This window comes from Thalassospira sp. CH_XMU1448-2 (genome assembly GCF_037027285.1).
Taxonomy (GTDB): Bacteria; Pseudomonadota; Alphaproteobacteria; order Rhodospirillales; family Thalassospiraceae; genus Thalassospira; species Thalassospira profundimaris_C.
In genome coordinates this window covers 16,028-39,404 of record NZ_JAYMEA010000004.1, presented here as the reverse complement: position 1 = coordinate 39,404, position 23,377 = coordinate 16,028, and the positions used below count along the sequence as shown (strand labels likewise).

Annotated in this window: 20 protein-coding genes; 9 read left to right on the top strand and 11 right to left on the bottom strand. The window is 53.2% G+C overall.

The window, feature by feature from the left end; all coding sequences use genetic code 11:
* The first annotated feature begins 14 nt into the window (after nt 1–14).
* Nucleotides 15–422, top strand: coding sequence for a DUF779 domain-containing protein (locus WA318_RS15265; RefSeq protein ID WP_114098428.1), 408 nt, complete (start codon nt 15–17; stop codon nt 420–422).
* Between the two features lie 243 nt (nt 423–665).
* Here the strand turns inward: WA318_RS15265 and WA318_RS15260 are convergent, their stop codons facing one another.
* Complete coding sequence (locus WA318_RS15260; protein WP_336082473.1) at nt 666–1,040, bottom strand: VOC family protein; 375 nt, start codon at nt 1,038–1,040, stop codon at nt 666–668.
* A gap of 40 nt (nt 1,041–1,080) precedes the next feature.
* Here WA318_RS15260 and WA318_RS15255 point away from each other — a divergent pair, with 40 nt between their 5' ends.
* A complete protein-coding gene (locus tag WA318_RS15255; protein WP_336082471.1) occupies nt 1,081–1,617 on the top strand; it encodes a winged helix-turn-helix transcriptional regulator in 537 nt (178 codons plus the stop codon).
* A gap of 2 nt (nt 1,618–1,619) precedes the next feature.
* On the opposite strand, the gene WA318_RS15250 is transcribed toward WA318_RS15255, so the two are convergent.
* Nucleotides 1,620–2,627, bottom strand: coding sequence for a YeiH family protein (locus tag WA318_RS15250; RefSeq protein WP_336082468.1), 1,008 nt, complete (start codon nt 2,625–2,627; stop codon nt 1,620–1,622).
* A 109-nt stretch (nt 2,628–2,736) separates the two neighbouring features.
* Here WA318_RS15250 and WA318_RS15245 point away from each other — a divergent pair, with 109 nt between their 5' ends.
* From WA318_RS15245 to WA318_RS15230, 4 genes are all read left to right on the top strand, one after another.
* A complete protein-coding gene (locus WA318_RS15245) occupies nt 2,737–3,630 on the top strand; it encodes a LysR substrate-binding domain-containing protein (protein ID WP_336082465.1) in 894 nt (297 codons plus the stop codon).
* Between the two features lie 211 nt (nt 3,631–3,841).
* Nucleotides 3,842–5,227, top strand: a complete 1,386-nt coding sequence (locus tag WA318_RS15240; protein WP_336082463.1) for a cytochrome ubiquinol oxidase subunit I — start codon at nt 3,842–3,844, stop codon at nt 5,225–5,227.
* Nucleotides 5,228–5,229: 2 nt separating this feature from the next.
* A complete protein-coding gene (gene cydB / locus WA318_RS15235; protein WP_443082643.1) occupies nt 5,230–6,222 on the top strand; it encodes a cytochrome d ubiquinol oxidase subunit II in 993 nt (330 codons plus the stop codon).
* Nucleotides 6,222–6,344 carry a DUF2474 domain-containing protein gene (locus WA318_RS15230; protein ID WP_220150312.1) on the top strand — a complete coding sequence of 41 codons (123 nt, stop codon included), beginning with the start codon at nt 6,222–6,224 and terminating at the stop codon, nt 6,342–6,344. The genes cydB and WA318_RS15230 overlap by 1 nt, the downstream gene beginning before the upstream one ends.
* A gap of 92 nt (nt 6,345–6,436) precedes the next feature.
* On the opposite strand, the gene WA318_RS15225 is transcribed toward WA318_RS15230, so the two are convergent.
* The 5 genes from WA318_RS15225 to WA318_RS15205 all read right to left on the bottom strand — a co-directional run bounded on the left by WA318_RS15225 (nt 6,437) and on the right by WA318_RS15205 (nt 11,275).
* Nucleotides 6,437–7,654, bottom strand: a complete 1,218-nt coding sequence (locus WA318_RS15225) for an aminotransferase-like domain-containing protein (protein WP_336082459.1) — start codon at nt 7,652–7,654, stop codon at nt 6,437–6,439.
* 156 nt (nt 7,655–7,810) lie between these two features.
* A complete protein-coding gene (locus WA318_RS15220; RefSeq protein WP_336082457.1) occupies nt 7,811–8,626 on the bottom strand; it encodes a hypothetical protein in 816 nt (271 codons plus the stop codon).
* 153 nt (nt 8,627–8,779) lie between these two features.
* Nucleotides 8,780–9,619, bottom strand: coding sequence for a hypothetical protein (locus WA318_RS15215; RefSeq protein ID WP_336082455.1), 840 nt, complete (start codon nt 9,617–9,619; stop codon nt 8,780–8,782).
* A gap of 8 nt (nt 9,620–9,627) precedes the next feature.
* A complete protein-coding gene (locus WA318_RS15210) occupies nt 9,628–10,464 on the bottom strand; it encodes a hypothetical protein (RefSeq protein ID WP_336082453.1) in 837 nt (278 codons plus the stop codon).
* Between the two features lies 1 nt (nt 10,465).
* Entirely contained in the window at nt 10,466–11,275 is an 810-nt protein-coding gene (locus WA318_RS15205) for a hypothetical protein (protein WP_336082451.1), read from the bottom strand.
* A 347-nt stretch (nt 11,276–11,622) separates the two neighbouring features.
* Here WA318_RS15205 and cysD point away from each other — a divergent pair, with 347 nt between their 5' ends.
* From cysD to WA318_RS15190, 3 genes are all read left to right on the top strand, one after another.
* Entirely contained in the window at nt 11,623–12,516 is an 894-nt protein-coding gene (cysD, locus tag WA318_RS15200) for a sulfate adenylyltransferase subunit CysD (RefSeq protein ID WP_258548718.1), read from the top strand.
* Nucleotides 12,516–14,435 carry a sulfate adenylyltransferase subunit CysN gene (cysN, locus tag WA318_RS15195; protein ID WP_114098438.1) on the top strand — a complete coding sequence of 640 codons (1,920 nt, stop codon included), beginning with the start codon at nt 12,516–12,518 and terminating at the stop codon, nt 14,433–14,435. Before cysD ends, cysN begins: the two co-directional genes overlap by 1 nt.
* A 240-nt stretch (nt 14,436–14,675) precedes the next feature.
* Nucleotides 14,676–15,011: a hypothetical protein gene (locus WA318_RS15190; RefSeq protein ID WP_336082449.1), complete on the top strand. Its 336-nt coding sequence runs from the start codon at nt 14,676–14,678 to the stop codon at nt 15,009–15,011.
* A gap of 61 nt (nt 15,012–15,072) precedes the next feature.
* On the opposite strand, the gene WA318_RS15185 is transcribed toward WA318_RS15190, so the two are convergent.
* The 4 genes from WA318_RS15185 to WA318_RS15170 all read right to left on the bottom strand — a co-directional run bounded on the left by WA318_RS15185 (nt 15,073) and on the right by WA318_RS15170 (nt 23,276).
* Nucleotides 15,073–17,583, bottom strand: a complete 2,511-nt coding sequence (locus tag WA318_RS15185) for a tectonin domain-containing protein (RefSeq protein WP_336082447.1) — start codon at nt 17,581–17,583, stop codon at nt 15,073–15,075.
* 29 nt (nt 17,584–17,612) lie between these two features.
* Entirely contained in the window at nt 17,613–19,517 is a 1,905-nt protein-coding gene (locus tag WA318_RS15180) for a hypothetical protein (protein ID WP_336082445.1), read from the bottom strand.
* Nucleotides 19,518–19,651: 134 nt separating this feature from the next.
* A complete protein-coding gene (locus WA318_RS15175) occupies nt 19,652–22,165 on the bottom strand; it encodes a tectonin domain-containing protein (RefSeq protein ID WP_336082442.1) in 2,514 nt (837 codons plus the stop codon).
* Nucleotides 22,166–22,364: 199 nt separating this feature from the next.
* Nucleotides 22,365–23,276 (bottom strand): helix-turn-helix domain-containing protein, encoded by a 912-nt coding sequence (locus WA318_RS15170; RefSeq protein ID WP_336082899.1) that lies wholly within the window; start codon nt 23,274–23,276, stop codon nt 22,365–22,367.
* Nucleotides 23,277–23,377: the final 101 nt, after the last annotated feature.

The window sequence follows — 23,377 nt, the reverse complement described above, 5'->3', positions numbered from 1 at the left end:
AAAGGAGGCAGAATATGACCGGATCAGAAACCGTTCCAGTCAGGGTTACCGCCACAGATGCGGCGATTGAACTGATCAGGAAGCTTAAATCGATCCACGGGCCGGTGATGTTTCATCAGTCGGGCGGGTGTTGTGATGGCAGCGCGCCGATGTGCTTTCCCGCTGGCGAGTTCAAAACCGGTGATCAGGATGTGTTGCTGGGCGAAATTGAAGGCAGTCCGTTTTTCATCGGGCGGGCGCAATTTGAATATTGGCAGCATACCCAGTTGATCATTGATGTCGTCAATGGTCGCGGCGGAATGTTTTCGCTTGAAGGGCCCGAGGGCAAACGCTTTCTGACCCGATCCCGGATTTTCAGTGACGATGAATGGAATATCCTGAAGAAGGCGGAGGAAAAGAAACCGATCATCTCCGACATCTAGGTTTCACAGGCTTCAGCTGTTACCCGTGGCGTTTCGTTCCGGGCGTCATCCCCCATGATGCCTTCTCCCCGAAACGCCAGAAGATGCTGATGGCACTGCAAATCTTTCCGTGGCTTCTTCTTCCTGGCCCGCTGCCTCCCCCATTCAGGTGGCGGGCTTTTTTTTTGCCCGTACCAGCAATTGCGAGGACGAAAACCCGACGAGGTTGTTGGGCAAGCAAGCGCGCCCCCATACCCCGGAACATTACGACTTGGTCAAATCCTGCGCCAACATCAACGCATTGCCATCGGGATCATAGAATGTCGCAGTGCTGACCATGCCCTCGATCGTTTCGGTATCCCCGTCAAACTTCACGTTTTCCTTCTCAAGGGCCGCTCGGGCAGCGGCAATGTCTGCCACGCCAAACACCGGAACCATATTGCCCGGCGATGGCTCCATCTGTTCACCCAATCCAAGGGTGACGCCTTCGGTCTTGGTCTGCATTTCACTCCAACCAGCCTCGTCGATATGCATGAGAAGCTGGAACCCCAGGTTCTTTTCATACCATTGCGCACTGGCATGACGGTCCCGCACGGATAGGGCGAGCGTGATGGTGTTATCCAAAGAAACGACAGACATGACACTTTCCTTTGTAGCAAAAATATAGTAACTATCATTTATGGATATACCACTGCTTGTCAAGCTAACTTCGAAAGCTTGGTCCCTTAAAACGCTTGCGCTGTTGCATTCCGGCGTCCCCGGGCGGCAAGCGCCCCTGATCGCGGCCACCACGGCGACGCGCAGCTCCTTTGCCGCCAGTCTGGAACATCTGTTCCAACTGGGATTGCTTGAAAGAAACCCGGGCCATGGCCACCCGCTGCGGCCTGAATTCCGGTTAACGGAACAAGGCAAGGTCGTTGCCGCGATGGCCCACCGCATCCTCGAAGCCGCACCGGACGAGGACGGGTTTGATCTTGTCAAACGAAGCTGGCCCGTCCCAATCCTGGCATTAACAGAAGCCCCCTCTCGATTTTCCACCATCAGGTCCGGTCTGGGGGCGATTACCGATCGCGCTCTTTCCAATTCACTGGGAATGCTCGAAGAGCGGGAGTGGCTTCGCCGCGAGATTGATGTCTCGCAGCGAACCCCATTTCCAACCTATCAGGCGGTGAATACCGGGAAGATTATCAATCGGGCGATTGGGCTAAGCCTTTAGGGTCAGGCGCCCAGAATAACGATCACCGCACCGCTTAACATGCACAGCACGATCAGCGACATCAGGGCCGCCATCACAACCCGGCCCCCCACATGCATGACATTGCGGATATCAACACTTAATCCCAATGCCGCCATGGCAAGGATGGTCAGGAAGGAGGATGCGGTTTTCATTGAGCCCAGCGCAAATTCCGGCAAAAGCCCGAATGACCGCGCAATCATCATGACGATAAATCCGATGATGAACCAGGGCACTACCTGCGAAATCGGAAGTCGGGTTTCACGTGCCCGCCCGCCAAGCAATGCGAGGGTAAAAATCACCGGTCCCAGCATCAAAACCCGGATCAGCTTGACCAGCGTGCCCACCTGCACAGCAAGCGCGCCTGCCGGGGCGGTTGCGGCAAGAACCTGTGGCACCGCATAAACGGTAAGACCCGAAAAAATGCCATACTGGGTAGCGGACAAGCCAAGCCCGGCATGAAGCAGCGGCAGGACAAACACAAATAGAACACCCAGCACAGCGGTAAAGGAAATTGAGGCCGCCACATCATCGGACCGGGCCTCGATCACCGGTGCGGTCGCAACTATCGCCGAATTGCCGCAAATCGAATTACCACAGGCCACCAGCGTTGAAAGATGCTCTGACAATCCCAAGGCCCGACCGATATGATAGCTGACAAACAGGCTGATACAGACCACGGCCATGATGGCAACCACCAGCCCGCCCCCCGCAGATCCGATGGCCTGCGCACTGATCGACCCACCCAGCAAAACAATCGCGATCTCAAGCACTGTCTTGCCGCAGAACCGCACACCGGCAAAATAACGCGGGGCCAACCCAAACACCGATCGCACCACCACCCCGATCAGAATGGCAAAGACCAGACTTTCCACCCAGCCCCGCCCAAGCAAAACATGTTCCGCATGTTCGGCAAGCTTGGCGGCAAGTGCGACCAGAAGCGTCACGACAAGGCCGGGCAGGATCGGTTTGATGCGGGCGTTAAAAAACATGATTTTCCTGTGTTTTGATCACATCGGGAAAATCTCACGCCAAACCATTTACTTCCATCTAATAAAAAATCATATTTCATTCGATTAAATCGAACAATTGAGCTTTGCCATGATGACGCTTGAACAATTGCAGATCTTTGTTGCTGTCGCCGAACGCGAACATCTGACCCGCGCGGCCGAGACAATTGGTCTGACACCCTCGGCGGTCAGCTCGGCGATCAAGAACCTTGAAGGTTTTTATGGTGTGGCGCTGTTTAACCGGGTCGGACGGCGGATCGAACTGACCCAGACCGGGCGCTTGTTCCTTGATGAAGCCAAATCAACACTGGCCCGCGCACGTGCTGCCGAACTGACACTGGCCGAGCTTGGCGGGATGCAGCGCGGGGATTTGAATGTTTATGCCAGTCAAACGATTGCCAGTTACTGGCTGCCACCGTTCCTGATGAAGTTCCATGATCAATATCCCGGCATCGAAATCCATCTGACCATTGGCAACACCAAAACCGTTTCCGATGCGGTACGCGGCGGGGCGGCTGATATCGGCTTTATCGAAGGCGACATTGACGAACCTGCCCTTGCCAAACGCGAAGTTGCCGAAGATGCGCTGGTGATTGTGGTCGGCCCCAAGCATCCCTGGGCCGATGGCAGACCATTGACCGTACAGGCCCTTGTCACCCAGACCAACTGGATCCTGCGCGAAGCCGGATCGGGCACCAGATCGGAATTCGAAAATGCATTACGCGACCTTGGTGTTGACCCTGCACGGCTTAAAACCGCACTGGTCCTGCCCAGCAACGAGGCCGTCATTACCGCCGTTGAAACCGGACTTGCGGCCACCGCCGTTTCGCAATTCGCCGTCAGCTCCCTGATCGCCCAAGGCCGACTGGCCCGTGCAAGCTTCCCGATCCCGCCCCGCAAATTCATGGTGCTCCGCCATAAAGAACGCCAGCAAACTCAAAGTTCTCTGGCGCTGGAAAAGTTGTGCCTTGACCAACGACATTAAGCCGCATTCAACGCGTATTTGGAAATTTTCCAAATGTAAATTGCGAATGCGCAATGCAGCATTTCGGACAAGCTTCTATCGAAAAGCTTACACAGAACGGCCCCTGATCGTCGGTTTTCTCCACAATCAGGTCAATCAATGAACGACTTCGCAACGCAGCGAAAAGCGTGGCCGAACAGGAAGGCCTTGCCTGATAGAAGGACCAACGCCAATGCTTGATGCAGAAATATTGGCACGCATACAGTTTGCCTTTACCGTTTCATTCCACATCATTTTCCCGTCATTCACCATCGGGCTTGCGAGCTTCCTGTTCGTGCTTGAAGCGCAGTGGCTGCGCACCCGTGATGACACCTACCTTGCGCTGTACAAATTCTGGCTCAAGATCTTTGCACTGGCCTTTGGCATGGGTGTGGTTTCCGGGATTGTGATGTCCTATCAGTTCGGTACCAACTGGGGACCGTTTTCGGAATTCACCGGCGGCGTGATCGGCCCGCTGATGGCTTATGAAGTTCTAAGCGCCTTTTTCCTTGAGGCAGGTTTTCTTGGCATCATGCTGTTTGGCCTGAACCGGGTCGGACCAAAACTTCACTTCCTTGCCACCACCATGGTTGCCGTCGGCACGCTTTTCTCGGCCTTCTGGATTTTGTCGGCCAATAGCTGGATGCAGACGCCTGATGGCTTTGTCATCGAAAATGGTCGGGCGGTTGTCACCAGCTGGATTGATGCGATCTTTAACCCAAGCTTCCCCTATCGCCTTGTTCACATGGTTCTGGCGGCTTATCTGACCACCGCCTTTGTGGTGGGTGCGGTTGGTGCATGGCATTTGCTGCGTGATCGGGAAAACCGGGCGGCACGGATCATGTTTTCCATGGCCATGTGGATGGCGGCCATTGTTGCCCCGATCCAGATCGTGGCGGGCGATATGCACGGGCTCAATACCCTTGAACATCAACCGGCCAAGGTCGCGGCAATGGAAGGCCATTTTGAAACGCAAAATGGCGCGCCACTGATCCTGTTTGGCCTGCCCGATATGAAGGCCGAAGAAACCCGGTACGCGATTGAAATTCCCAAGCTTGGCTCGATGATCCTGACCCATGACTGGGATGGCAAGATCACAGGGCTTAAGGATTTCGCCCCCGAAGATCGCCCAAATGCCACCATCGTTTTCTGGACGTTCAGGATCATGGTTGGCGTCGGGGTTTTGATGGCGTTGCTTGGTATCGCAAGCCTGATCGCGCGGTTCCGTCACAAGCTTTATGATTGCAAATATCTGCATCGCTTTGCCCTGATCATGGGACCAAGCGGCTTTGTCGCCATTCTGGCGGGCTGGTTCACCACCGAAATCGGACGCCAGCCATGGGTGGTGTATGGATTTATGCGCACATCAGAAGCAGGCTCGCCGGTAACCGCCACCGCAATTGCCGGATCGCTGATCGCCTTTGTCGTGGTCTATTCAATCGTGTTCGGGGTTGGTACGGCCTATATCATCCGCGCCATGAACCTTGATCCGCGCAAGGCGCATGTCCCGAGCGGCGAATTCCTTCGCGCTGGGGGCCGCCAGCTGGCCGCACATAACAATCCGCAGGCAGGAGAATGATCATGGATTATCAACTGATCTGGGTTCTTTTGATCGCGGTTGCGGTCTTTGCCTATGTCACACTCGATGGCTTTGATCTGGGCATCGGCATTCTGTTTCCCTTCATCAAGGATCCGGTGAAACGCGGGCGCATGATGAATACGGTTGCGCCGATCTGGGATGGCAATGAAACTTGGCTGGTGCTGGGCGGCGGCGGGCTTTATGCCGCCTTCCCCAAAGCCTATTCCCTGCTGATGACGGCCTTTTACATTCCGGTTTTTGTCATGCTGCTTGCCCTTGTGTTTCGCGGCGTGGCGTTCGAGTTCCGGTTCAAAAGCCAGAACCACCAGAAACATTGGGACATCGCCTTTTCTGCTGGATCAATCATTGCAAGCGCCATGCAGGGCGCGATGCTGGGCGCTTTTATCGAAGGCATTGCCGTTGAAAATGGCCGCTTTGTCGGTGGCGCGTTTGACTGGCTCAGTCCGTTTTCATTCTTCTGCGCCACGGCGGTTATTGTCGGCTATGCCCTGCTTGGCACCGGCTGGCTGATCATGAAGATGGAAGGCGATTTTCAGGGCAATCTGCGCCGTCTCGCCAAACCCGCCGTGATCTGGATGGCGGCAAATCTTGCTGTGGTGTCGCTGATGACCACTTATATCAACCCGGCCTATGCCGACCGCTGGTTTGACATGCCCAATCTGGCATTCATGGCACCGATCCCCTTGATCACGGCCGGGCTTCTGATCTGGCTGTGGCGGGCGGTTTCACATCGGGAAAAGACGGTTTTCGGCATTACGCTTGCGATCTTTTTCCTGTGTTATCTTGGTTTTGGCATCACGCTTTATCCCAATATCGTCCCGCCGATGATCACGTTCAGGGATGCCGCCGCCCCGGACAACAGCCTTTCCTTCATGCTGGTCGGGGCCGTGATCCTGCTTCCTGTGATATTTGCCTATACCGCCTATGCCTATTGGGTGTTCCGCGGCAAGGTCAGTGACGAGGGATATCACTGATGCCCAGGATCACATCGGAAAGAACCAGACGTCTGCTTTGGTTTGTCGGGCTTTATGTCGGCGGGATTGTCGTCATCGGTACTGCTGCCATGCTGCTTAAGGCCATGTTGGGTCAGGCATAAAGCACATCGCGGCCCCTGAAATGACGCCTCGCCGAGATGCGGGGCGTCAGCACCCGGCAGCAAATTCCCCCACCCTGCTGCCGGGTTTTCTTTTACTGGTTGTCCTTGCGCCGGATCAGATCAGCAAGGCGTTCGATCCCGGCGCGAATGCGTTCCGGCTTTTCGGTGGCAAAGCTGAGCCGTGCAGTATTTTGCCCCGACTGGTCACAGAAAAATGCCTGACCGGGGACAAAGGCGACCTTGGCATCTTCCATCGCCTCGACCAGAAGCGCCCGGCTGTCGATATTTTCGGGCAATGTTAACCAGACAAACATGCCGCCCTTGGGCCGTGAATAACTGACATCATCGGGCATGAATTCATCCATAGCGCCCAGCATCGCATCACGCTTTGCACGATATGCATCGCGAAGCGTTTCCAGATGGGCCGGAAACAGTTTGGTTGCGGCACGCAGCGCGATTTCCTGATTGATGGTCGACACATGCAGATCACCCGCCTGCTTCATCAAAACCAGCTGACGGATCACCGGACGCGGTGCAGTGACCCAGCCAATCCGCAAGGCCGGGGCGAGTGTTTTGGAAAAAGTGCCAAGCTGAATGACCGTTCCGGCATCGGGATCACTGCCGACCTCGTCCAGGGCCAGAAGCGATGGCAGGCTTTCGCCTTCATATGACAGTTTGCAATAGGCCGCATCCTCAAGAATGACCGCGCCATATTTGCGGGCCGTTTCAAGAACTGCCATGCGACGATCAAGCGTGTAGGATCGACCCGTCGGGTTCTGGAAATCCGGGGCCAGATAGGCAATGCGCGCACCGGCCGCAAAGGCCGCGTCAAGTTCGGCAATAACCGGGCCGTCCTCATCCATATTGATGCCGACATAGTTGGGACGGCGCATCGAAAAGGCCTGCATCGCGCCAAGATAGCTTGGCTTTTCCATGACGATTTCGCGCCCGGGTTCGAGTAACAGCCGCGCAATCATATCAAGTGCCTGCTGCGCCCCGCAGGTAATCAGGATATTGTCGATGTCACGGGTCGCACCACCTTTGGCAAGATCATCGGCAATCCATTGCCGCAATCCCGGCAGACCTTCGCTGATCGAATATTGCAGGCTGCGTCGACCCGCGGTTTCGTCGCTGGTCAGGCCGTCAAACATGTCGCGAAAATCAGCAAGCGGGAAAAGATCGGGATCAGGCACCCCGCCCGCGAACGAGATAATCTCCGGGCGTTCAGCAACTTTCAGCAAATCACGAATTTCCGATGCACGCAGCGCACGGGCATCGGGCACAATCATCTCGTTCCATTGGATCGTCATGGCTTCCTCATTAGGTCAGTCTTCTTGACATTATTTGGCAAGCAACACTGACCTAAATCAAGTTTATTTTTTAAACGACAAACATTTTGAAATAAAATTACCCATCAAACCCGTAACACACCGATAGTTTGCAAACCCCGCATTAAAGGGATTCCGTCATGATTTCAAAGAGATGATAAAAGCGCGGGAAAAAATCACCGAAAGCAGCACAATGACAAAGCATGTCGTTGCTCCGTTGAAAATTGCTGAAATCACCAGCAATCCGGTATCAGCGGGAATTCCGATTGCCTGCACAATCGCGACCACCTGCCCCGTTACAGGTATGAACAGCGCTGCGATCACCGGCAGAACAAGGAAGACGGCAATCATCCGCCAAAGAACGAACCGGAATGTTGCTTTTCCACGGGACCATGTCGCGACTAATGATGGGTCAGCGCCACAAATCACGGCTCCACCCCATGTGGCTGCCACCGCAACCAGACACAGAAAAGCCATCACGACGACAACACCAATCCCGAGCCCGGTATTGGCTTCCGCGTCATCATTGCCCACTAACAACCGCAGAATATCGGGGACAAGAAACAGCTGATAGATCAGAATCATCACCGCCACCAGCAGTGCCAGTAACATCATACCGGCAAAGAACATTCCTGCAGCCCTGCGGTCGATGATGCTAAACGCGGACCATCCGGCCAATCTGGTCAGAACGGAAACATGTGCACAGAATGCAACACTGACCACGGCCACCGCATCGATCAGAAAGCGGGCAACGAACCAGATTCCACCCCAAACAGAAATTGCCCCGTCCGGGCCAAGCACACCCGAACGCGGCAATATCGCATCGAATGCCGCAAACAGAACCATCCACAGCAACGCCGCCGCAATGACAGACCGGCATTGCCAGAACACGTCCCATGCGTCCTGAAGGATCCAGGCCTTGAAGTCGTTGTGCGCTGTAATCTTGGCCCCCATCTCTCACCCGTCTTTTCCATCAACAGACCGGTATATGGAGATTAACAGGGTGCTTGCTCAATCATGGTTATATAGCGATTGCCGGTTTGCCCCGAAAACGCGGTCACGACATCACGCCGCCCCGACATTCTGGGTTCTGACGAAGGTATTGCGTTATCGGGCCGACAGACCTAGCCCGTCCTCGCCCGGTATGTGATCCTTGCGCAGCCGCTCTTCTCCGAGAATGAGGGTCCGGGATGCAACGGTGCCAAGCAGAACATTTACAATCAGCAACTTGCCTGCACCAAGCAATGCCCCCAACACGAAAAGAAGATGAAGCCGAGTAAGCCCACCACCCGTTTCGACCAATAATCCTATCGAAAGGTCGCCCAGCAAGAGATACGTCACATCCACAATCAGTGAAAACAGAAACGGACCAATCAAAAGCCCCATAAGACCAAAGGCCAGTGTTCTCCATCCTCGTTTGACAGCCCGCAACAGCCCCTTGTCAAATTTCAAAATGACAGCAGGCACCCAAGTCGCCCCGAACAGAAACACAATCAGGGCGAAGATCGTCCTGATCAGACCTCCGACAAGTGTCATTGAATGCTCCAGAGACGTGTTGTCGCCTGCCAGATCCTTGATATCGCTTGTGGTTAAAATCAACGTCCCGTCAACAGTCAGAAAGTAAAGAATGGACGGCACAGAAACCAGCAGGCTCAAAAATAAGTAGCGCGGAACAAACCGCAGCAGGCTGCGCATTCCTAGCTTGGAGGTTCCAGTTATCAACCAGAAGCACGTGACATATAGAACGGCACATTCGAATGCGAATTCCAACCCGGCATTGATCAGATCGACCATACCCCCGCCGACATAGAGCAAAGGGTATCGGATCACAGCGAATGCGCCACAAAGAAACATGAACCGACGCCAGTTCGCCCGGATCACTTCAATGCTCTTAGTCCAGATACCAGCTGTATTAATCTCCAGTAGCGCCATATCATCTGTCGCCATTCACGACGTCATTCATATGCAAGCGATTGGTTTTCAGCGATATTCTTTTCTTCTGTTAAACGCTTTTCGCCGCGCTGATAGGCACGCGATACGATCACCACAATCATGGCTGCAACGATAACATATTGAAGGCTGCTAACGACCATGGTTATGACCGAGGTCGTGTTGAGGACCAGCGTACCCTCACTTGATATCAATGGCTCTCCACCCGCGGTCTGCACCAGATTTACAATCATCGAACCCAAAAACATCATCAGCAACGGACCAAGCAAAATCCGCCCGGTAACGTACCATACAGTCTTCCTGCCACGCGCAATAGCACGCCCAACCCCGCTACCATCCCCGGCAAGGGCGGCAGGCAGCAATGTTGCAAAGAACACCAGAACGATCCAGAGAACCAAAAAGGTAATGATGCTGGTGATACCGATGGCAGACAGGTTCGAAACCTTGGCCATGTCTTCTGGCGACAAAAGGAAATGTCCGGTCAGAACAAACAGGCCCAATGATGAAGGCAAGGTATCAAGGAGTTGGAGCGCAAGGTAACGCCCGGAAAAAAGCCGGACCCGCGACCTGTCGATTTCCCTGAATGCGAAAACGCCAGCATGTCCATTTTGCAACCAGACAAACAGGGACAGCGCAAAATACCCCGAGATGACAAGCCCAAACACAAAGATGACATAGACCTGCCCGGAAAAGGGTGCCGCCCACTGCCACAAGGCAAGCCCTATCAGTGAAACCGCGACAACTACAACATTAGCCCAACATTGCGAAAGCGCGACAAAGCTCGTTTTCCAGATACCTGGCTGCTTTTGGCCCGGTTTCGCCGAAGCCTGTTCCTGTACCATCTCAGATGGCCTCCATCTGTTTGAGTTCGGCGTCCTGCAGGCTGGCTTCTGACAAGCGTGCCTCGCCCAGTTGATAGGCACGCGACAGCACCACCGCCACAAGAACAATGCCGGTTGCCCAGACCAGATATCCCAGTCCGTTCATGACAATATCAAAGGGAACAAATTTCAGTTCACCTACCTGAATGGTGTAGGTCCGCGTCGCCACGGAAAACTGTCCGGGCAAAAGGAACAGGGTTGCAAAGAACAAAACGATGTTTGCGCCCGGCCCGACAATCAATCGTGATGTGACATAGCCAAAGGTTTTTCGCCCGCGCGCGAAGGCACGCTTTAACGACGATCTGTCGGCAACAAGTGCGGACGGCAGCCACGTACCGACCAGACTGAGGACGATCAGCATTGCTAGTCCGTAAAAGGCAAGCACAGCAGAAAAGACAAGAACATATTGAGCCTGCTGGCTTGCAGCTTTGATTTCCGGAACTTCAAAAAGCGGGATCATGACAAGGAGTGCGGGGATCATCGTGACGAAGCCAATAGCCAAGCCGCGCATACAGAACTTGAAGAACGCCCATTTTGGGAGTGCGCCTGTGGCGGTAAATCCACTGACATTACGCAAAATGGTCATATGGGATGCAATAGCCAGATAGGCACCGACAATATAAGTCGGCAACTGGGGTGACTCCACCTCTGGCTTCAATGCGTAAATCGCAATATCGACCAGCAGCAATGCCGCAACAGCGACTGTGAATATGACAAGGTTTTTACGGATTACATCCCTTGCCTCTCCCCAGATTGTAATATCGAATTTCATTTTTGCCCCGCCTCGTCAAAATTGAGTTCCCTCAAATTAATGCTACTTGCGGGCAACATGACTTCCTGTGACTTTCGTCACACCTATCCGCATGCGACAAAGCCCCTCCCAATGAACAGGTCCCGCCTGTCATGTTCTGACTTAACTGTTGGCTTTGATCATTGCTGTCGATAAATTAAACACAATGAATGTGTGAAAATTAATTGGACCACAAAATTTTGTGTAAAAATAGAAATCACACTTGCTTTGCAGGGCATTCCATATTACCCATCAAAGCTAAGTGAAATACAATTATAAACACAAAAATTTGTGTTAATATACCGTCAGGAAAGAGAATGCAGCCTAATCTGACCCATCTCCGCCAGCTTGAGGCAGAGAGCATCCATATCATCCGCGAGGTTGCGGCATCGTTTGAACGACCGGTGATGCTTTATTCCATCGGCAAGGATTCATCGGTTCTGCTGCATCTCGCCCGCAAGGCGTTTTATCCGGCACCGCCACCCTTCCCGCTGATGCATGTCGATACCACCTGGAAATTCCGCGAGATGATCGAATTTCGCGACCGGATGGCGGCGGAATACGGCTTTGATCTGATTGTTCATATCAATCAGGACGGTGTTGAACGCGGCATTGGCCCCTTCACCCATGGGTCCAGCCTGCATACAGATGTTATGAAGACGGAATCGCTTAAACAGGCGCTGAACAAATACAAGTTCGATGCGGCCTTTGGCGGTGCCCGCCGTGATGAGGAAAAAGCGCGCGCCAAGGAACGTGTATTTTCGTTCCGGACCGAGACCCATCGCTGGGATCCGAAAAACCAGCGCCCGGAATTGTGGGATATCTATAACGCCCGGATCAATAAAGGCGAAAGCATCCGTGCCTTCCCGATCTCCAACTGGACCGAGCTTGATATCTGGCAATACATCTATCTCGAACAGATCCCGATCGTGCCGCTGTATTATTCGGCAAAACGTCCGGTGGTCGAACGCGATGGCATGTTGATCATGGTTGATGACGACCGCATGCCGCTTAATCCGGGTGAAAAGCCGGAAATGAAGTCGGTGCGTTTCAGAACGCTGGGCTGCTATCCCCTGACCGGTGCCGTTGAGTCCGAGGCAGCCACCCTGCCCGACATTATCCAGGAAATGCTTCTGACCCGTTCAAGCGAACGTCAGGGCCGTATGATTGACCATGACCAGGCCGGGTCGATGGAGAAGAAAAAGCAGGAAGGGTATTTCTGATGGCACACCAGTCTGACCTGATTGCCGAAGATATCCTCGGCTACCTGAAATCGCAGGAAGAAAAAAGCCTTCTGCGTTTCATCACCTGCGGCAGCGTGGATGACGGCAAATCGACCCTGATCGGGCGTTTGCTTTGGGATTCCAAACTGATTTTCGAAGACCAGCTGGCCGCTCTTGAATCTGATAGCCGCAAGGTTGGCACACAGGGTGGCGAGATTGACTTTGCCCTGCTGCTTGATGGTCTGCAGGCCGAACGCGAACAGGGCATCACCATTGATGTGGCCTATCGCTTCTTCTCGACCGACAAGCGCAAATTCATCGTCGCCGATACGCCGGGCCATGAACAATATACCCGTAACATGGCGACCGGTGCCTCGACCGCCGATGTTGCCGTGATCCTGATTGATGCGCGCAAAGGCATCCTGACCCAGACCCGCCGTCACAGCTTCATCACCTCGCTTCTGGGGATCAAGCACGTGGTTCTGGCCGTCAACAAGATGGACCTGATCGATTATGATCGCACCAAATTTGACGAGATCGTTGCCGCCTATCAGGAATTTGCCGCCCAGCTGAATTACAGCTCGATCACTGCGATCCCGCTTTCCGCCCTTCGAGGCGACAACATGATCGAAGCCAGCGCCAATACGCCCTGGTATTCTGGCCCGACGCTGCTTGCCCATCTTGAGACCGTTCAGGTCGAACAGGATGCGATCAACAAACCGTTCCGCCTTCCGGTGCAGTGGGTCAACCGCCCGAACCTTGATTTCCGTGGCTTTTCCGGCACCATTTCGTCGGGCCGGGTCAAGCCGGGTGACGAGATTGTCGTCACCGCATCGGGTCAGACCAGCAAGGTCAAGGATATCGTCACCTTTGATGGTAACCTTGAAGAAGCCATTGCTGGTCAGGCGATCACGCTGACCCTTGAAGACGAAATCGACATCTCGCGCGGCGACGTTCTGGCCCCTGTTGAGGCCAAACCGGATTTCGCTGATCAGTTTGAAGCACGCATCATCTGGATGCATGAAGATCACCTTCTGCCCGGTCGCCCCTATATTATTAAAATGGGCGCACAGGTCACCAACGCGCAGATCAGCGACCTGAAATACAAAGTCAATGTCAATACGCTCGAACATGTGGCGGGCAAGACACTTGAACTCAATGAAGTCGGGATTGCCAATATCTCGACCGACAAGGCACTCGCCTTTGATCCCTATGATGACAACCGTCACTCCGGTCGTTTCATCATCATTGACCGCTTTACCAACGCGACCGTTGGTGCAGGCATGGTCAACCATTCCCTTCGCCGTGCGACCAATATCAAATGGCAGGAAATGGACATCAACAAACAGGCGCGCGCCTATCAGAAAGGCCAGAAATCGGTCATTCTGTGGTTTACCGGCCTGTCGGGTGCAGGGAAATCCACCGTGGCCAACCTGGTGGAGAAAAAGCTCCATGCGCTTGGCAAGCATACCTACACCCTTGATGGTGACAATGTCCGTCACGGCCTGAACAAGGATCTTGGCTTTACTGATGCCGATCGCGTCGAAAACATTCGCCGCGTTGGTGAAACCGCCAAGCTGTTTGTAGATGCCGGCGTGATCACGCTGGTCTCCTTTATCTCGCCATTCCGAAGCGAGCGCCAGCTGGCGCGCAGTCTGGTTGGCAAGGACGAGTTCATCGAAGTCTTTATCGATACCCCGCTTGAAGTCTGTGAACAGCGCGACGTCAAGGGCCTGTACAAGAAGGCCCGTGCGGGCGAGATCGCCAACTTTACCGGCATTTCCAGCCCCTATGAGCGTCCGGAAAATGCCGAGATCGTTGTGAACACTTCGGACCAGAGTGCCGAAGAAGCAGCTGAGGCAATCGTCGCCAAGCTTGAAGAGTTCGGCGTTCTGGGTGCCTGGTACCCTGAAATCTGATCCCTGATCTGATCCCTCAACAGATCAGCCGCAAGAAACCCCGGCATATGACTATGCCGGGGTTTCTTGTGCAAACAACATTCCAAGGCTACAGAACGCCTTGAATAATTTATTTTAATTCAAAGAGTTAAAAGAACTTCACCCTCATAAGTTTGGACGAAATGTGATTGCGGATGCCTATCAAACATGGGAGCTTGAACGTGGTTGGGAATGAAACATGTGTATTCAGCTGAGGACATCATGAACGCATTCGCTAATCGCTATTCGACACCATTTTTGACCGGACTGTTTCTGGTTTCCCTGATCTCGGCTGCCATTTTTGTTGTTCCAAGCATTATTGGCAACGGTGCAGATGGTGGCGGCAATCCGGCCTTTCGCGCGATCACCGTTCTTTCGGACCTTCCTGTAACCAAACTTGCCGTGGTGCTGGATGTTACTCCTGACGATCTTGTAAGAACGTTACAGGATCGCGGCCTTGCAGTAACGTCAACCGATCAGAACTTGCGCGAAATTTCCATCGCCAACGGTACAGACTCCCGCGAACTTGTGATTTGGCTATTGCCCGGCGGCAAATAAAACCGGCCATCCCACGCATGAAAACGGGGCGCGCATATGCGCGCCCCGAACTCCAATTCCGTCATCTGGCGCGCTTTATGACCGGCGTTTGGCCATAACTGGTCCATGGACGTCCATTCTGATCGACAGTGATGTAATGCGCGTCAATATTGGCAACTTTGTCAAAGCTTTGATTGGCGGGGTTCCACTTTCTGGGCTTGCTGCTCGAAAGAATGTAAACCGTTCCTTCTGATCCGACACTGATAGCACTAGCCGTTTGACCGGAACGAGGCCGCTTGGCAAAATCCCGGCCATCCCATTGGTACACATATCCATCAACATCCGTGATCCAGATATCCTGCGCCCTACCAATAGAAACCCTAAAGACATTCGCGCTGCTTTTTATTTCGGTAAAGGTCTTGGAATTGGCCGCCTTGCGATAGAGCTTGTTATTCCCGCTTGAAGCACTACAAACCACATAGAGCGTGTCATCAGGGGCAATTGCAAGATTCTCAAGAGTATCACAGGGGGCGTCATAGGCGGTCAGCTTCTTGTCGAGTTCCCGATACAACCCCTCATAGCTTACACCGCCTTCAGACTGGTTATTGAAATTCCCCCAAATCCCACCTTCAGAGTCGACAACAAATCCATTCAGATCCAAGCCATGATTACCGATTGTCGTTGATTTGACAGAAAACGCCCTTTTAAGCTCGTCATAATAGGCAATATTGCGCGCCGTAAAGCTGTAGGTATAAACCAATCCGTCATTTCCGGCTTGAATTGACGATTCACTGGCGGTCATGTCGCCGATATCAAGCGTTTCAAACGGAATGTTCTTTGTAAAAGTTATGGATGCGGTGTTGTTGGAAAGCGGTGTTTCACTATCACCAGTTCCAACCGTATCGCCACTGGACCGCGCGGCAACCAGTCGATCTGCGCTTTCATCCCTATCGAAATAGGATGATGCATAGACCTTCTGTCCGGTTGATACAAACCATGGCAATCCGTTGGGACCGCTTGCGACATCGCGCAATTCCTGCCCCAATGACGGGACGATTTCAAATGCCGATCCATCGTCCTTCAGACGCATTAATCGTCTTTGATCAGAAACAACCCAAACCCGCCCGTCCGGGCCAATGGAGATGCTCCGCACCTTTTGCGGCAAGATTTTGCACGGTACCGTATCGCAACGCTGAACAAACTTATCGCTATTGATGGTCCAGACAATTCCTTCAGGTGAAACTGCAACTTCAATCCCCGATCCCTGTATCTGATTGAACCGTTTGCTGTCCTCGTCAAACAGGAAAAGCCTTCCGGATGCACTTGCAATCGCAACCGTCCCGTCCGAGCCAATTGCGATGTCTGAGGCTGTCACATTGCGCACTTGTTCCCATCGCTGACCGGTATTGAAAAACACCCGACCAAGATTGGATATCCCCCAAGGCACACCGTTTGGATCAACTGCAATCCGGACAAGCGATCCCGGAAAACTTTCGAAATCCCGGCGGCTGTTTGACCAGCGCAAAACATTACCATTGCTATCAAGCGCAAAGATGCTGCCATCCTTGCCAATCGCGATCTGATCGGCGGTCTTGCGTGTATCAAAGAAGGTGATCGGGTCACTCGCCGTAACGGATGCCGGATCCACAATACTGCTGCGGTCCGCGGTTGGCGTATTATCCTCGACCACGATGGTTTGCGGCAACAGATTGGGGGCGGCAATGCTGTCTGCGACCTCGACCGGGGCCGATAGAGCTTGCGGGGTAATAACCTGTGCATTGATCGACGGCGCGGTAACCGTTTTTGCCTGTTGTTTCTGGTTTGGGTCCCCGGTCGATGGCAATGCCTTGTTCGAATAAAGACCGCCATTCGATTGAACTGCCCAGATCGCGCTATCGGGTGCGATGGCAAGGGTCACAACACCTGCAATCCCCCCAACCTTGACCCAGGCCTTATCAGCGTCACTTAACAAACGAACATCACCTTCGGGGGTTGCAATGCCAACTTGTCCGGTGCCACCAGCGGCAATATCACGCGCCCGCCCATTCCATGACTGCCAGTTCTTGCCATCAAACGACTGAACCGTGCCGTCGGGTGCGATGACCCAAAGCAATGCATCCCCATCCACCGCAAGCCGTATGGCCGCGCCCGGCACTGGACGCCATTCACTGCGCAAATCATACCATTTGAAGATACTGCCGTCGGTTTTCGCTATATAGACATTGCCAAGGCTGTCCGCCCCGACATCCCGAACGTCTTTGGCCCATTCTTCCCACCACAGGCCGTTATAGCGAAAAGCTGCCCCGCTTTGCGATACCGCCCATGGACGATTGCCATCAGCAGCCGCAATACGCGTCATTTTTCCCGACATCGGACGCCAGCGGGTTTCAACCAGATCCCACCGCCAGACTGTTCCATCCAGACCAACGGCATAGGCCTGACCGTCGCCGTTGATGGCAATATCAGCGATAGTGCCTGATAACGATATCCAGGGTGCTGCGGGCGGTTCCTGTGCGGTTCCCGGTGCGGCACCGATCACAAGGTAAAGCACCATCCCGATGGCCCCGATCAGGGCCGGTATCAGTTTCTCCACGCGCAACATTCCCTTTAAGTTTCAAAAATTTATTGCACCATGATGCGGGACTGAACCATGGCAATATTGTCCTGTACGGTCTGGTCTTCCTGCCACGAGACCAGATCGACATCACCGGACCGGAATTCTTCGAAAAATTCCTGACCCTGAATTTTTTCAAGGATTTCGTTAAAGGCCGGACGCGGTGTGAACCAGTCGTGATGACGGCGATGCAGCCGTTCAACATCCTGCTCAAGCGGCGACAGGTTTTGCAAAACCTGATTCCTGCTTTCTTCGGCCTGATGGACATATTGCGGGCGACGCGGCGTCAGCAATATCAGAACCGAGCGTTCAAATTCGCGCTCTGTCCGTTGTGAGAACAGCATATCGACAATCGGGATGTCCTTAAGGATCGGCACCCCGTCAATCGATTTCGATGTTTCGCGTTCACTTAATCCACCAAGAATAAGTGTCTCGTCAAACTTCATTGTGACGGTGGAGTTAACGTTGGTTTTCGTCGTATCAAGGCGGAATTCGAAAACGACCGAGTTCGACGGATCGGTCAAAAAGGTCCGTTCAGCCACAACATGAAGACGCAACATGTCATTGGGCAGAATTTCCGGTGTGATCGCCAGTTTGACGCCAACCTCTTTTTGAACCGACACACTGTCGCCATTACCGCCTGAAACCGCCGCGGCCAAAATTTCCGTGCCCGAGAAGAATTCAGACGTCTGCCCGGTTTGTGCCACCAGACTTGGCTTTGCCAGTACCTGATTATTCGCGTCCGCAGAGTTCGCAATATTAAGCGAATAGGTCACCGCCGGAATGGAAATCAACCGTGTGATGGTCTGGGTACTGTTCTCGTAACCGTTATTCAGGTAATCCTTGGTCTTGCTCGAACCGTATGAAAACCCGGAAGTGCCGGTCAACGGATCACCGAATTGCAACTGCAACCCGTTTAACAGGTTCACACCTCGCGAATTGCGGACATCTTCCTGTGTTCCGATCAAGACCACATCAACCACGACCATCGAGGTTTCACTGAATGCCTCTGCACTCGTGACCGGGGCATTCATGTCCGATGATGATGTATTATTGCCATTCCCGCCGAATGCCGGACCACCACCAAAGGCCGGCTGGTTCGGGATTGCATAGGGATCGACATCCTGAAACTGCGCCATCAGAACCTTGGCGTCGGTATTGTAAAACGTGTCCCAACCAGACAGGCGACGTTCAAGCATTCTGGACTTGGACGGATCGCCAATCGTTTCACGATAACTTTCAAGATAGTCACGGGCCGATGCGTCATTCATCGCCGCCAGACTAACTGCCATCGCCTTGATAACATTCGGATCCGCCGCCTTGTCCGGGTCCACTTCGATCAGACGTTTAAGTGCACCTTCGGCCGTTTCGGGGTCATGGGCGTAATAGGATGCCGCCGCCAGATTATACAGGACATAGGGATCGTCACCATAATGCTGGGCAACGGCTGCAAATTCAAGCTGCGCCAGACCATGGCGCCGCTGATCCATGTAAAGATGCCCCAGCTGATATTGGGCAATCAGGTTGCCGGGCTCGAACTGAAGGGCCTGTTTATAACCCTGCTCGGCCAGTTCGAATTTCGATGCATCTCCGGATTTACCCATCAGGTGATAAATAAACCCGTTTAAAAATTGCAGATCAGAATTGGTGATGTCCATCTTCAGCGCCACATTGGCAAGCCGCGATGCTTCATCAAATTCGTTTTCCTTGAGCTTCCCGACCGCGGCACGCACCAGCTCGTGAATCGCATTACTGTTTTTGATTGATGCGACCTGAAACGCCTGTTCACTGGCAGGCTTTGTTACGTCACCTGTCGAGAAAAGCGCACTGTCCCCCAATGTCTGACAACCCGCCATCATCATGACAACTGGCAACACGATGCTGCCCAGCCCGATATTTCTTAATGAAATCATTGTTGTGCCACCTTCATCAATTTGCCAGCGCGACAACACACCAGCAAATTCCCCCAAAATTTTCTGAAGTTGTAATGTCCGAAATGAAAAGGAAAAGAAGGGGGCAGTCTGAAACCTGCCCCCTTTTCATGCACCTAGCGCCACTGCGACACTTTGCCACTTTTGGTAATACGCCACAGTTGGCTGCCACCGGTTGCGACACGGGTGGCGTCTGCGTTGTTACCCATTGTCTTCCAGTTCTTGCTGGCTGGCTGATAGGAATAGATTTTGCCATCCGTCCCAACCACGTAACCGTGGTTTTCCTGGAATACGGCAACATCCGTACCCGCCCCGCTCAAGCGAACCCACTTTTCACCTTCGCGGGCCCAGACTTCTTTCTTGGCATTGACCGCCCATGCCTGACCAAGACGATCAACATCAACACTGGCAGCTTGTCCAGGCTCCTGAACCCAGCGCCCCTGCGCAAAGCGGTATGGGGTTCCGTTAGTATCGAGCATCCAGATATTGCCTTCGCCAGCACCGATTTCGGCAGCCGGCGCCCCCGGAACAACCTTGATCGTAAAGGGTGCGCGACTGCCATAGGCATAGAAGGCCTGCTTTTTATCGTTAATGCCCCAAAGGACATTGCCTGCAACTGCAATGCTCGATGCGGCAAGCCCCGGAATTTCATCAAATCTTCCGGTCTGGCTGTTGAATTTCAGAACCTTTGAAGGTTCCCCTTCGGCTGCTGTATCAATAAGCGTGATGCTATTACCGTCCTTGTTTGCATCGGTACGCGATTTAAGGAGTTTGTCAGACAGGATATAAACACTGCCATCCGATCCAACCGCGATATCGCGCGCGACCTGGTTGAAATCAAACCATTTGGTGCCTTCTACAAGACCAGCCCCAAAAGCTGCTGCCTGCATCAAGGATGCCCAACGTGCCGGGTTCGGCTTGATCGGCTCCTGCGTCATCAGCGTCCAGTTCGTCAGAAGCTCATCACGCCCCGTTTCTGACAGCATCAGACGCGACAGGTTTACCGGCCTCTGCGCCACAGCAAGCGCATCTTTTACAATTGCTTCTTGCTTGTCCTGCTGTGTTGCAATGTCCCCGGCAATACTGGTAATGATTGAGGCCGCTGAAACAGCTATAAATGGTGCCAAAATAGCCCCGGACGTAAGTCCGACCCCACCTGCAGCAGCATTCGACAACCCTTGTCGTGCAATGCCTTGTGCAATTGCCTCAGCTCCCTTTTTCGCAGCACCCTTGAAGGTATAAGGCATAATCTTTATGGCAAGCTGGGCGGCGGCATTATGGAAGGCAACTGATTGCGTCTGCGCCAAAACCAATGAAGCATATGACGCCCCGATCACACCAGCGGGTGAGAACGCAACCACGCCACCGACCAACGGCTCCATATCGGGGGGCGCATACCCGGTATTATAAACATTTGCCAAATTGGTACGCATATTGATTTCGCCGTTTCGAAGCTCAATCCCCTTTTGCCAACTATCCCAAGCGTTCTTCATTTCCTGAGCCGACAGCAACCGGGTTTGCTGTATATAAATCGCAAAATAAGCCAGAAGATCACGTTCATACTGGGTCTTGGTTCCCTTTGTAATCATGCTCAAGACCCGATTATAAACAGCCGCTCGCAGGGCTGCGGATTCTTCGGGCTCTGTATTCAGCGTATGAAGGGATTCAGTAACGAAGGCTTCGTCGGTAATTTTCTGATCTGCCATAAAGGACCGGATCACATTTTCAATTTCCTTGGGTTTGGAAATTACATCTGCGGCAATTTCCATTCCGCCCGGTACTGCAAACAATCCATTGGGGGTACGCGGCTGGGGTTCCCAGCGCATTGTTGCGAATTCGCATGCCTTGTCACTTTTTACACTGTCAACTGTGCGAACAGAGCCTTCAGGACAACTCCAGCATGTTCCGCCATCAATGAAATCGAAAATTTCGCCGGGCTTGCAGGACAGTGGCGATTCAAAGTTTGCCTTTACCAGTTCCTCAGAGCGCACACAGGCACGCGGGCTCGATACGGCCTCAAGAGTGCGCACCGAATTCTCCGGGCATGTATAACAATTGCCATTTGGATCGCCGAAGCTGCCCTGCGGACACACAGTCCCGACAAGCTCTGCGGAACGTGCCGAGGCAAAAGCCTTGCCACAAGCATTCCAATCTGTGACCGGCGCCATGGTGCGCGCAAACCCCGCTGGGCACTGCCAACATTCCCCGCCATTGCGCGGATCTGTTACAGTGCCTGCCGGACATTGCTGTTGCGTACCGACTTTTGTTGCCGCAAGAAACGTCGTAGCAACAGCCTTGGAACAGGCAGCCGCACTATCGACGGCATTTGCTGTACGGTTGAACCCGGCCGGGCAGCTATAACAAGCCCAAAGCCCGATATCAAAGAAGCTTCCCGGCGGACATTTACCAACGGCCTTGCTTTCATATTTGGCTTTTTCAAAACCACAAGCGGGCAGGAGCTGACCGGTTCGGAGATCCGCAGCCCCGCAAATCGCATGCCCACTATATCCATTTTGGGTTTGATAATTCTGGGCTTGGGCGAGGTTGATCTGCGCATAAAAAATCAGGGCAAAGATACCGGCCACCAACAGGCCCGCATATCGTTTCACTTGCCAGACGGGAGAAGTCATTGCTCGATCCTTACGACTACCGTTACGTATAGCAGCCGTTCGAGACTATTTTTGGGGCTGATTTAGAATCTTTATGAAACGCCTGCTATCACGTGCTTAGGTAATGCTGGCAAGCGAGACAACCCGCTGATTACAAAGGTATTTCGTTTCTGTCGTAAAGTGGATAAAGATGTCCGAAAATGGACCTTTATGCTGCTATCTAGCGGCTTGTCTGCTTTGGGCGCTCACCGAACTCTTGTGCATATTCCTGGGCAAAGCGCCCCATATGACCAAAGCCCCATTTACGGGCAACCGCCGCAATTGAAAGGTTATTGTCGGCTGAAACAAGTTCCCTGCGGACAAACTGCAACCTGATTTTGCGAATATACTGACGCGGCGTCAGCCCGAATGCGTCAATAAATCCACGCTGCAAGGTACGATAACTGCATCCGGCAATCATCGACAAGCTGTTCATATCCAGTGCCTCTGCCGGGTTGACATGGATATATTCCTGGGCCCGCTTAACATGGCGCGGCACCACATGGACAACATCCTGACCAGTCAGAGCTCCCTGTGCACTGTTCTTCATCTGGGTCAGCAACTGGGTCAGCAACAGATCACACATCTGCGATGTCACCAGCGCATTTCCGATATCAATCAATCCGTGATCCAGTGCATTCGCCACATAAGCCAGATACTGTTTGATCAGTTGTCCGCCCTTGGTTGTAAAATCTGCAACCGGATCAAATTCAACGGGACACAACCCCAGCTGCTCTCCGCCAAGACACCTGGCGTGATCCCGAATTTTGGCTTTGGAAATAGGCAGCACAAAAGAATGGAACTGTTCCTGATAGGCCGTAGCTTCAATACTTAGGTCACGCATCATGCCGACATCGGTCGACAAGTCCCATGTTTGCCCCAGATGAGTGATCTCACCACCGCCTTCTGTCGGTGCGAACAGAAGCATGGTATCAAGGCATTCGCCTTCGGAATGCCAGTCCACCCGCACCTCGCCAAATGTGCCATGCATCATTGGCATATCGCCAACCTGCGCAACCGCCATATTGGCGTCAACCTCGTCGCCTTTTCTATTAATAGTCAATTGCACCGGCGAGGAAAAATTCGAAATCATTTCCTGCAATTCAGCCAGATCACTTGACCGCATCACTGTAAATTTTGAAAGAACCGCCATGACGTTATGTTCTGCCCCCCAGCAAGTACACAAAACGACCC

What these genes read in the sequence shown, in the direction of transcription:
- WA318_RS15265 (WP_114098428.1), top strand. Translation starts at nt 15, where the DNA reads ATGACCGGATCAGAAACCGTTCCAGTCAGGGTTACCGCCACAGATGCG.
- WA318_RS15260 (WP_336082473.1), bottom strand. Translation starts at nt 1,040, where the DNA reads ATGTCTGTCGTTTCTTTGGATAACACCATCACGCTCGCCCTATCCGTG.
- WA318_RS15255 (WP_336082471.1), top strand. Translation starts at nt 1,081, where the DNA reads ATGGATATACCACTGCTTGTCAAGCTAACTTCGAAAGCTTGGTCCCTT.
- WA318_RS15250 (WP_336082468.1), bottom strand. Translation starts at nt 2,627, where the DNA reads ATGTTTTTTAACGCCCGCATCAAACCGATCCTGCCCGGCCTTGTCGTG.
- WA318_RS15245 (WP_336082465.1), top strand. Translation starts at nt 2,737, where the DNA reads ATGATGACGCTTGAACAATTGCAGATCTTTGTTGCTGTCGCCGAACGC.
- WA318_RS15240 (WP_336082463.1), top strand. Translation starts at nt 3,842, where the DNA reads ATGCTTGATGCAGAAATATTGGCACGCATACAGTTTGCCTTTACCGTT.
- cydB (WP_443082643.1), top strand. Translation starts at nt 5,230, where the DNA reads ATGGATTATCAACTGATCTGGGTTCTTTTGATCGCGGTTGCGGTCTTT.
- WA318_RS15230 (WP_220150312.1), top strand. Translation starts at nt 6,222, where the DNA reads ATGCCCAGGATCACATCGGAAAGAACCAGACGTCTGCTTTGGTTTGTC.
- WA318_RS15225 (WP_336082459.1), bottom strand. Translation starts at nt 7,654, where the DNA reads ATGACGATCCAATGGAACGAGATGATTGTGCCCGATGCCCGTGCGCTG.
- WA318_RS15220 (WP_336082457.1), bottom strand. Translation starts at nt 8,626, where the DNA reads ATGGGGGCCAAGATTACAGCGCACAACGACTTCAAGGCCTGGATCCTT.
- WA318_RS15215 (WP_336082455.1), bottom strand. Translation starts at nt 9,619, where the DNA reads ATGGCGACAGATGATATGGCGCTACTGGAGATTAATACAGCTGGTATC.
- WA318_RS15210 (WP_336082453.1), bottom strand. Translation starts at nt 10,464, where the DNA reads ATGGTACAGGAACAGGCTTCGGCGAAACCGGGCCAAAAGCAGCCAGGT.
- WA318_RS15205 (WP_336082451.1), bottom strand. Translation starts at nt 11,275, where the DNA reads ATGAAATTCGATATTACAATCTGGGGAGAGGCAAGGGATGTAATCCGT.
- cysN (WP_114098438.1), top strand. Translation starts at nt 12,516, where the DNA reads ATGGCACACCAGTCTGACCTGATTGCCGAAGATATCCTCGGCTACCTG.
- WA318_RS15190 (WP_336082449.1), top strand. Translation starts at nt 14,676, where the DNA reads ATGAACGCATTCGCTAATCGCTATTCGACACCATTTTTGACCGGACTG.
- WA318_RS15180 (WP_336082445.1), bottom strand. Translation starts at nt 19,517, where the DNA reads ATGATTTCATTAAGAAATATCGGGCTGGGCAGCATCGTGTTGCCAGTT.
- WA318_RS15175 (WP_336082442.1), bottom strand. Translation starts at nt 22,165, where the DNA reads ATGACTTCTCCCGTCTGGCAAGTGAAACGATATGCGGGCCTGTTGGTG.
- WA318_RS15170 (WP_336082899.1), bottom strand. Translation starts at nt 23,276, where the DNA reads ATGATTTCGAATTTTTCCTCGCCGGTGCAATTGACTATTAATAGAAAA.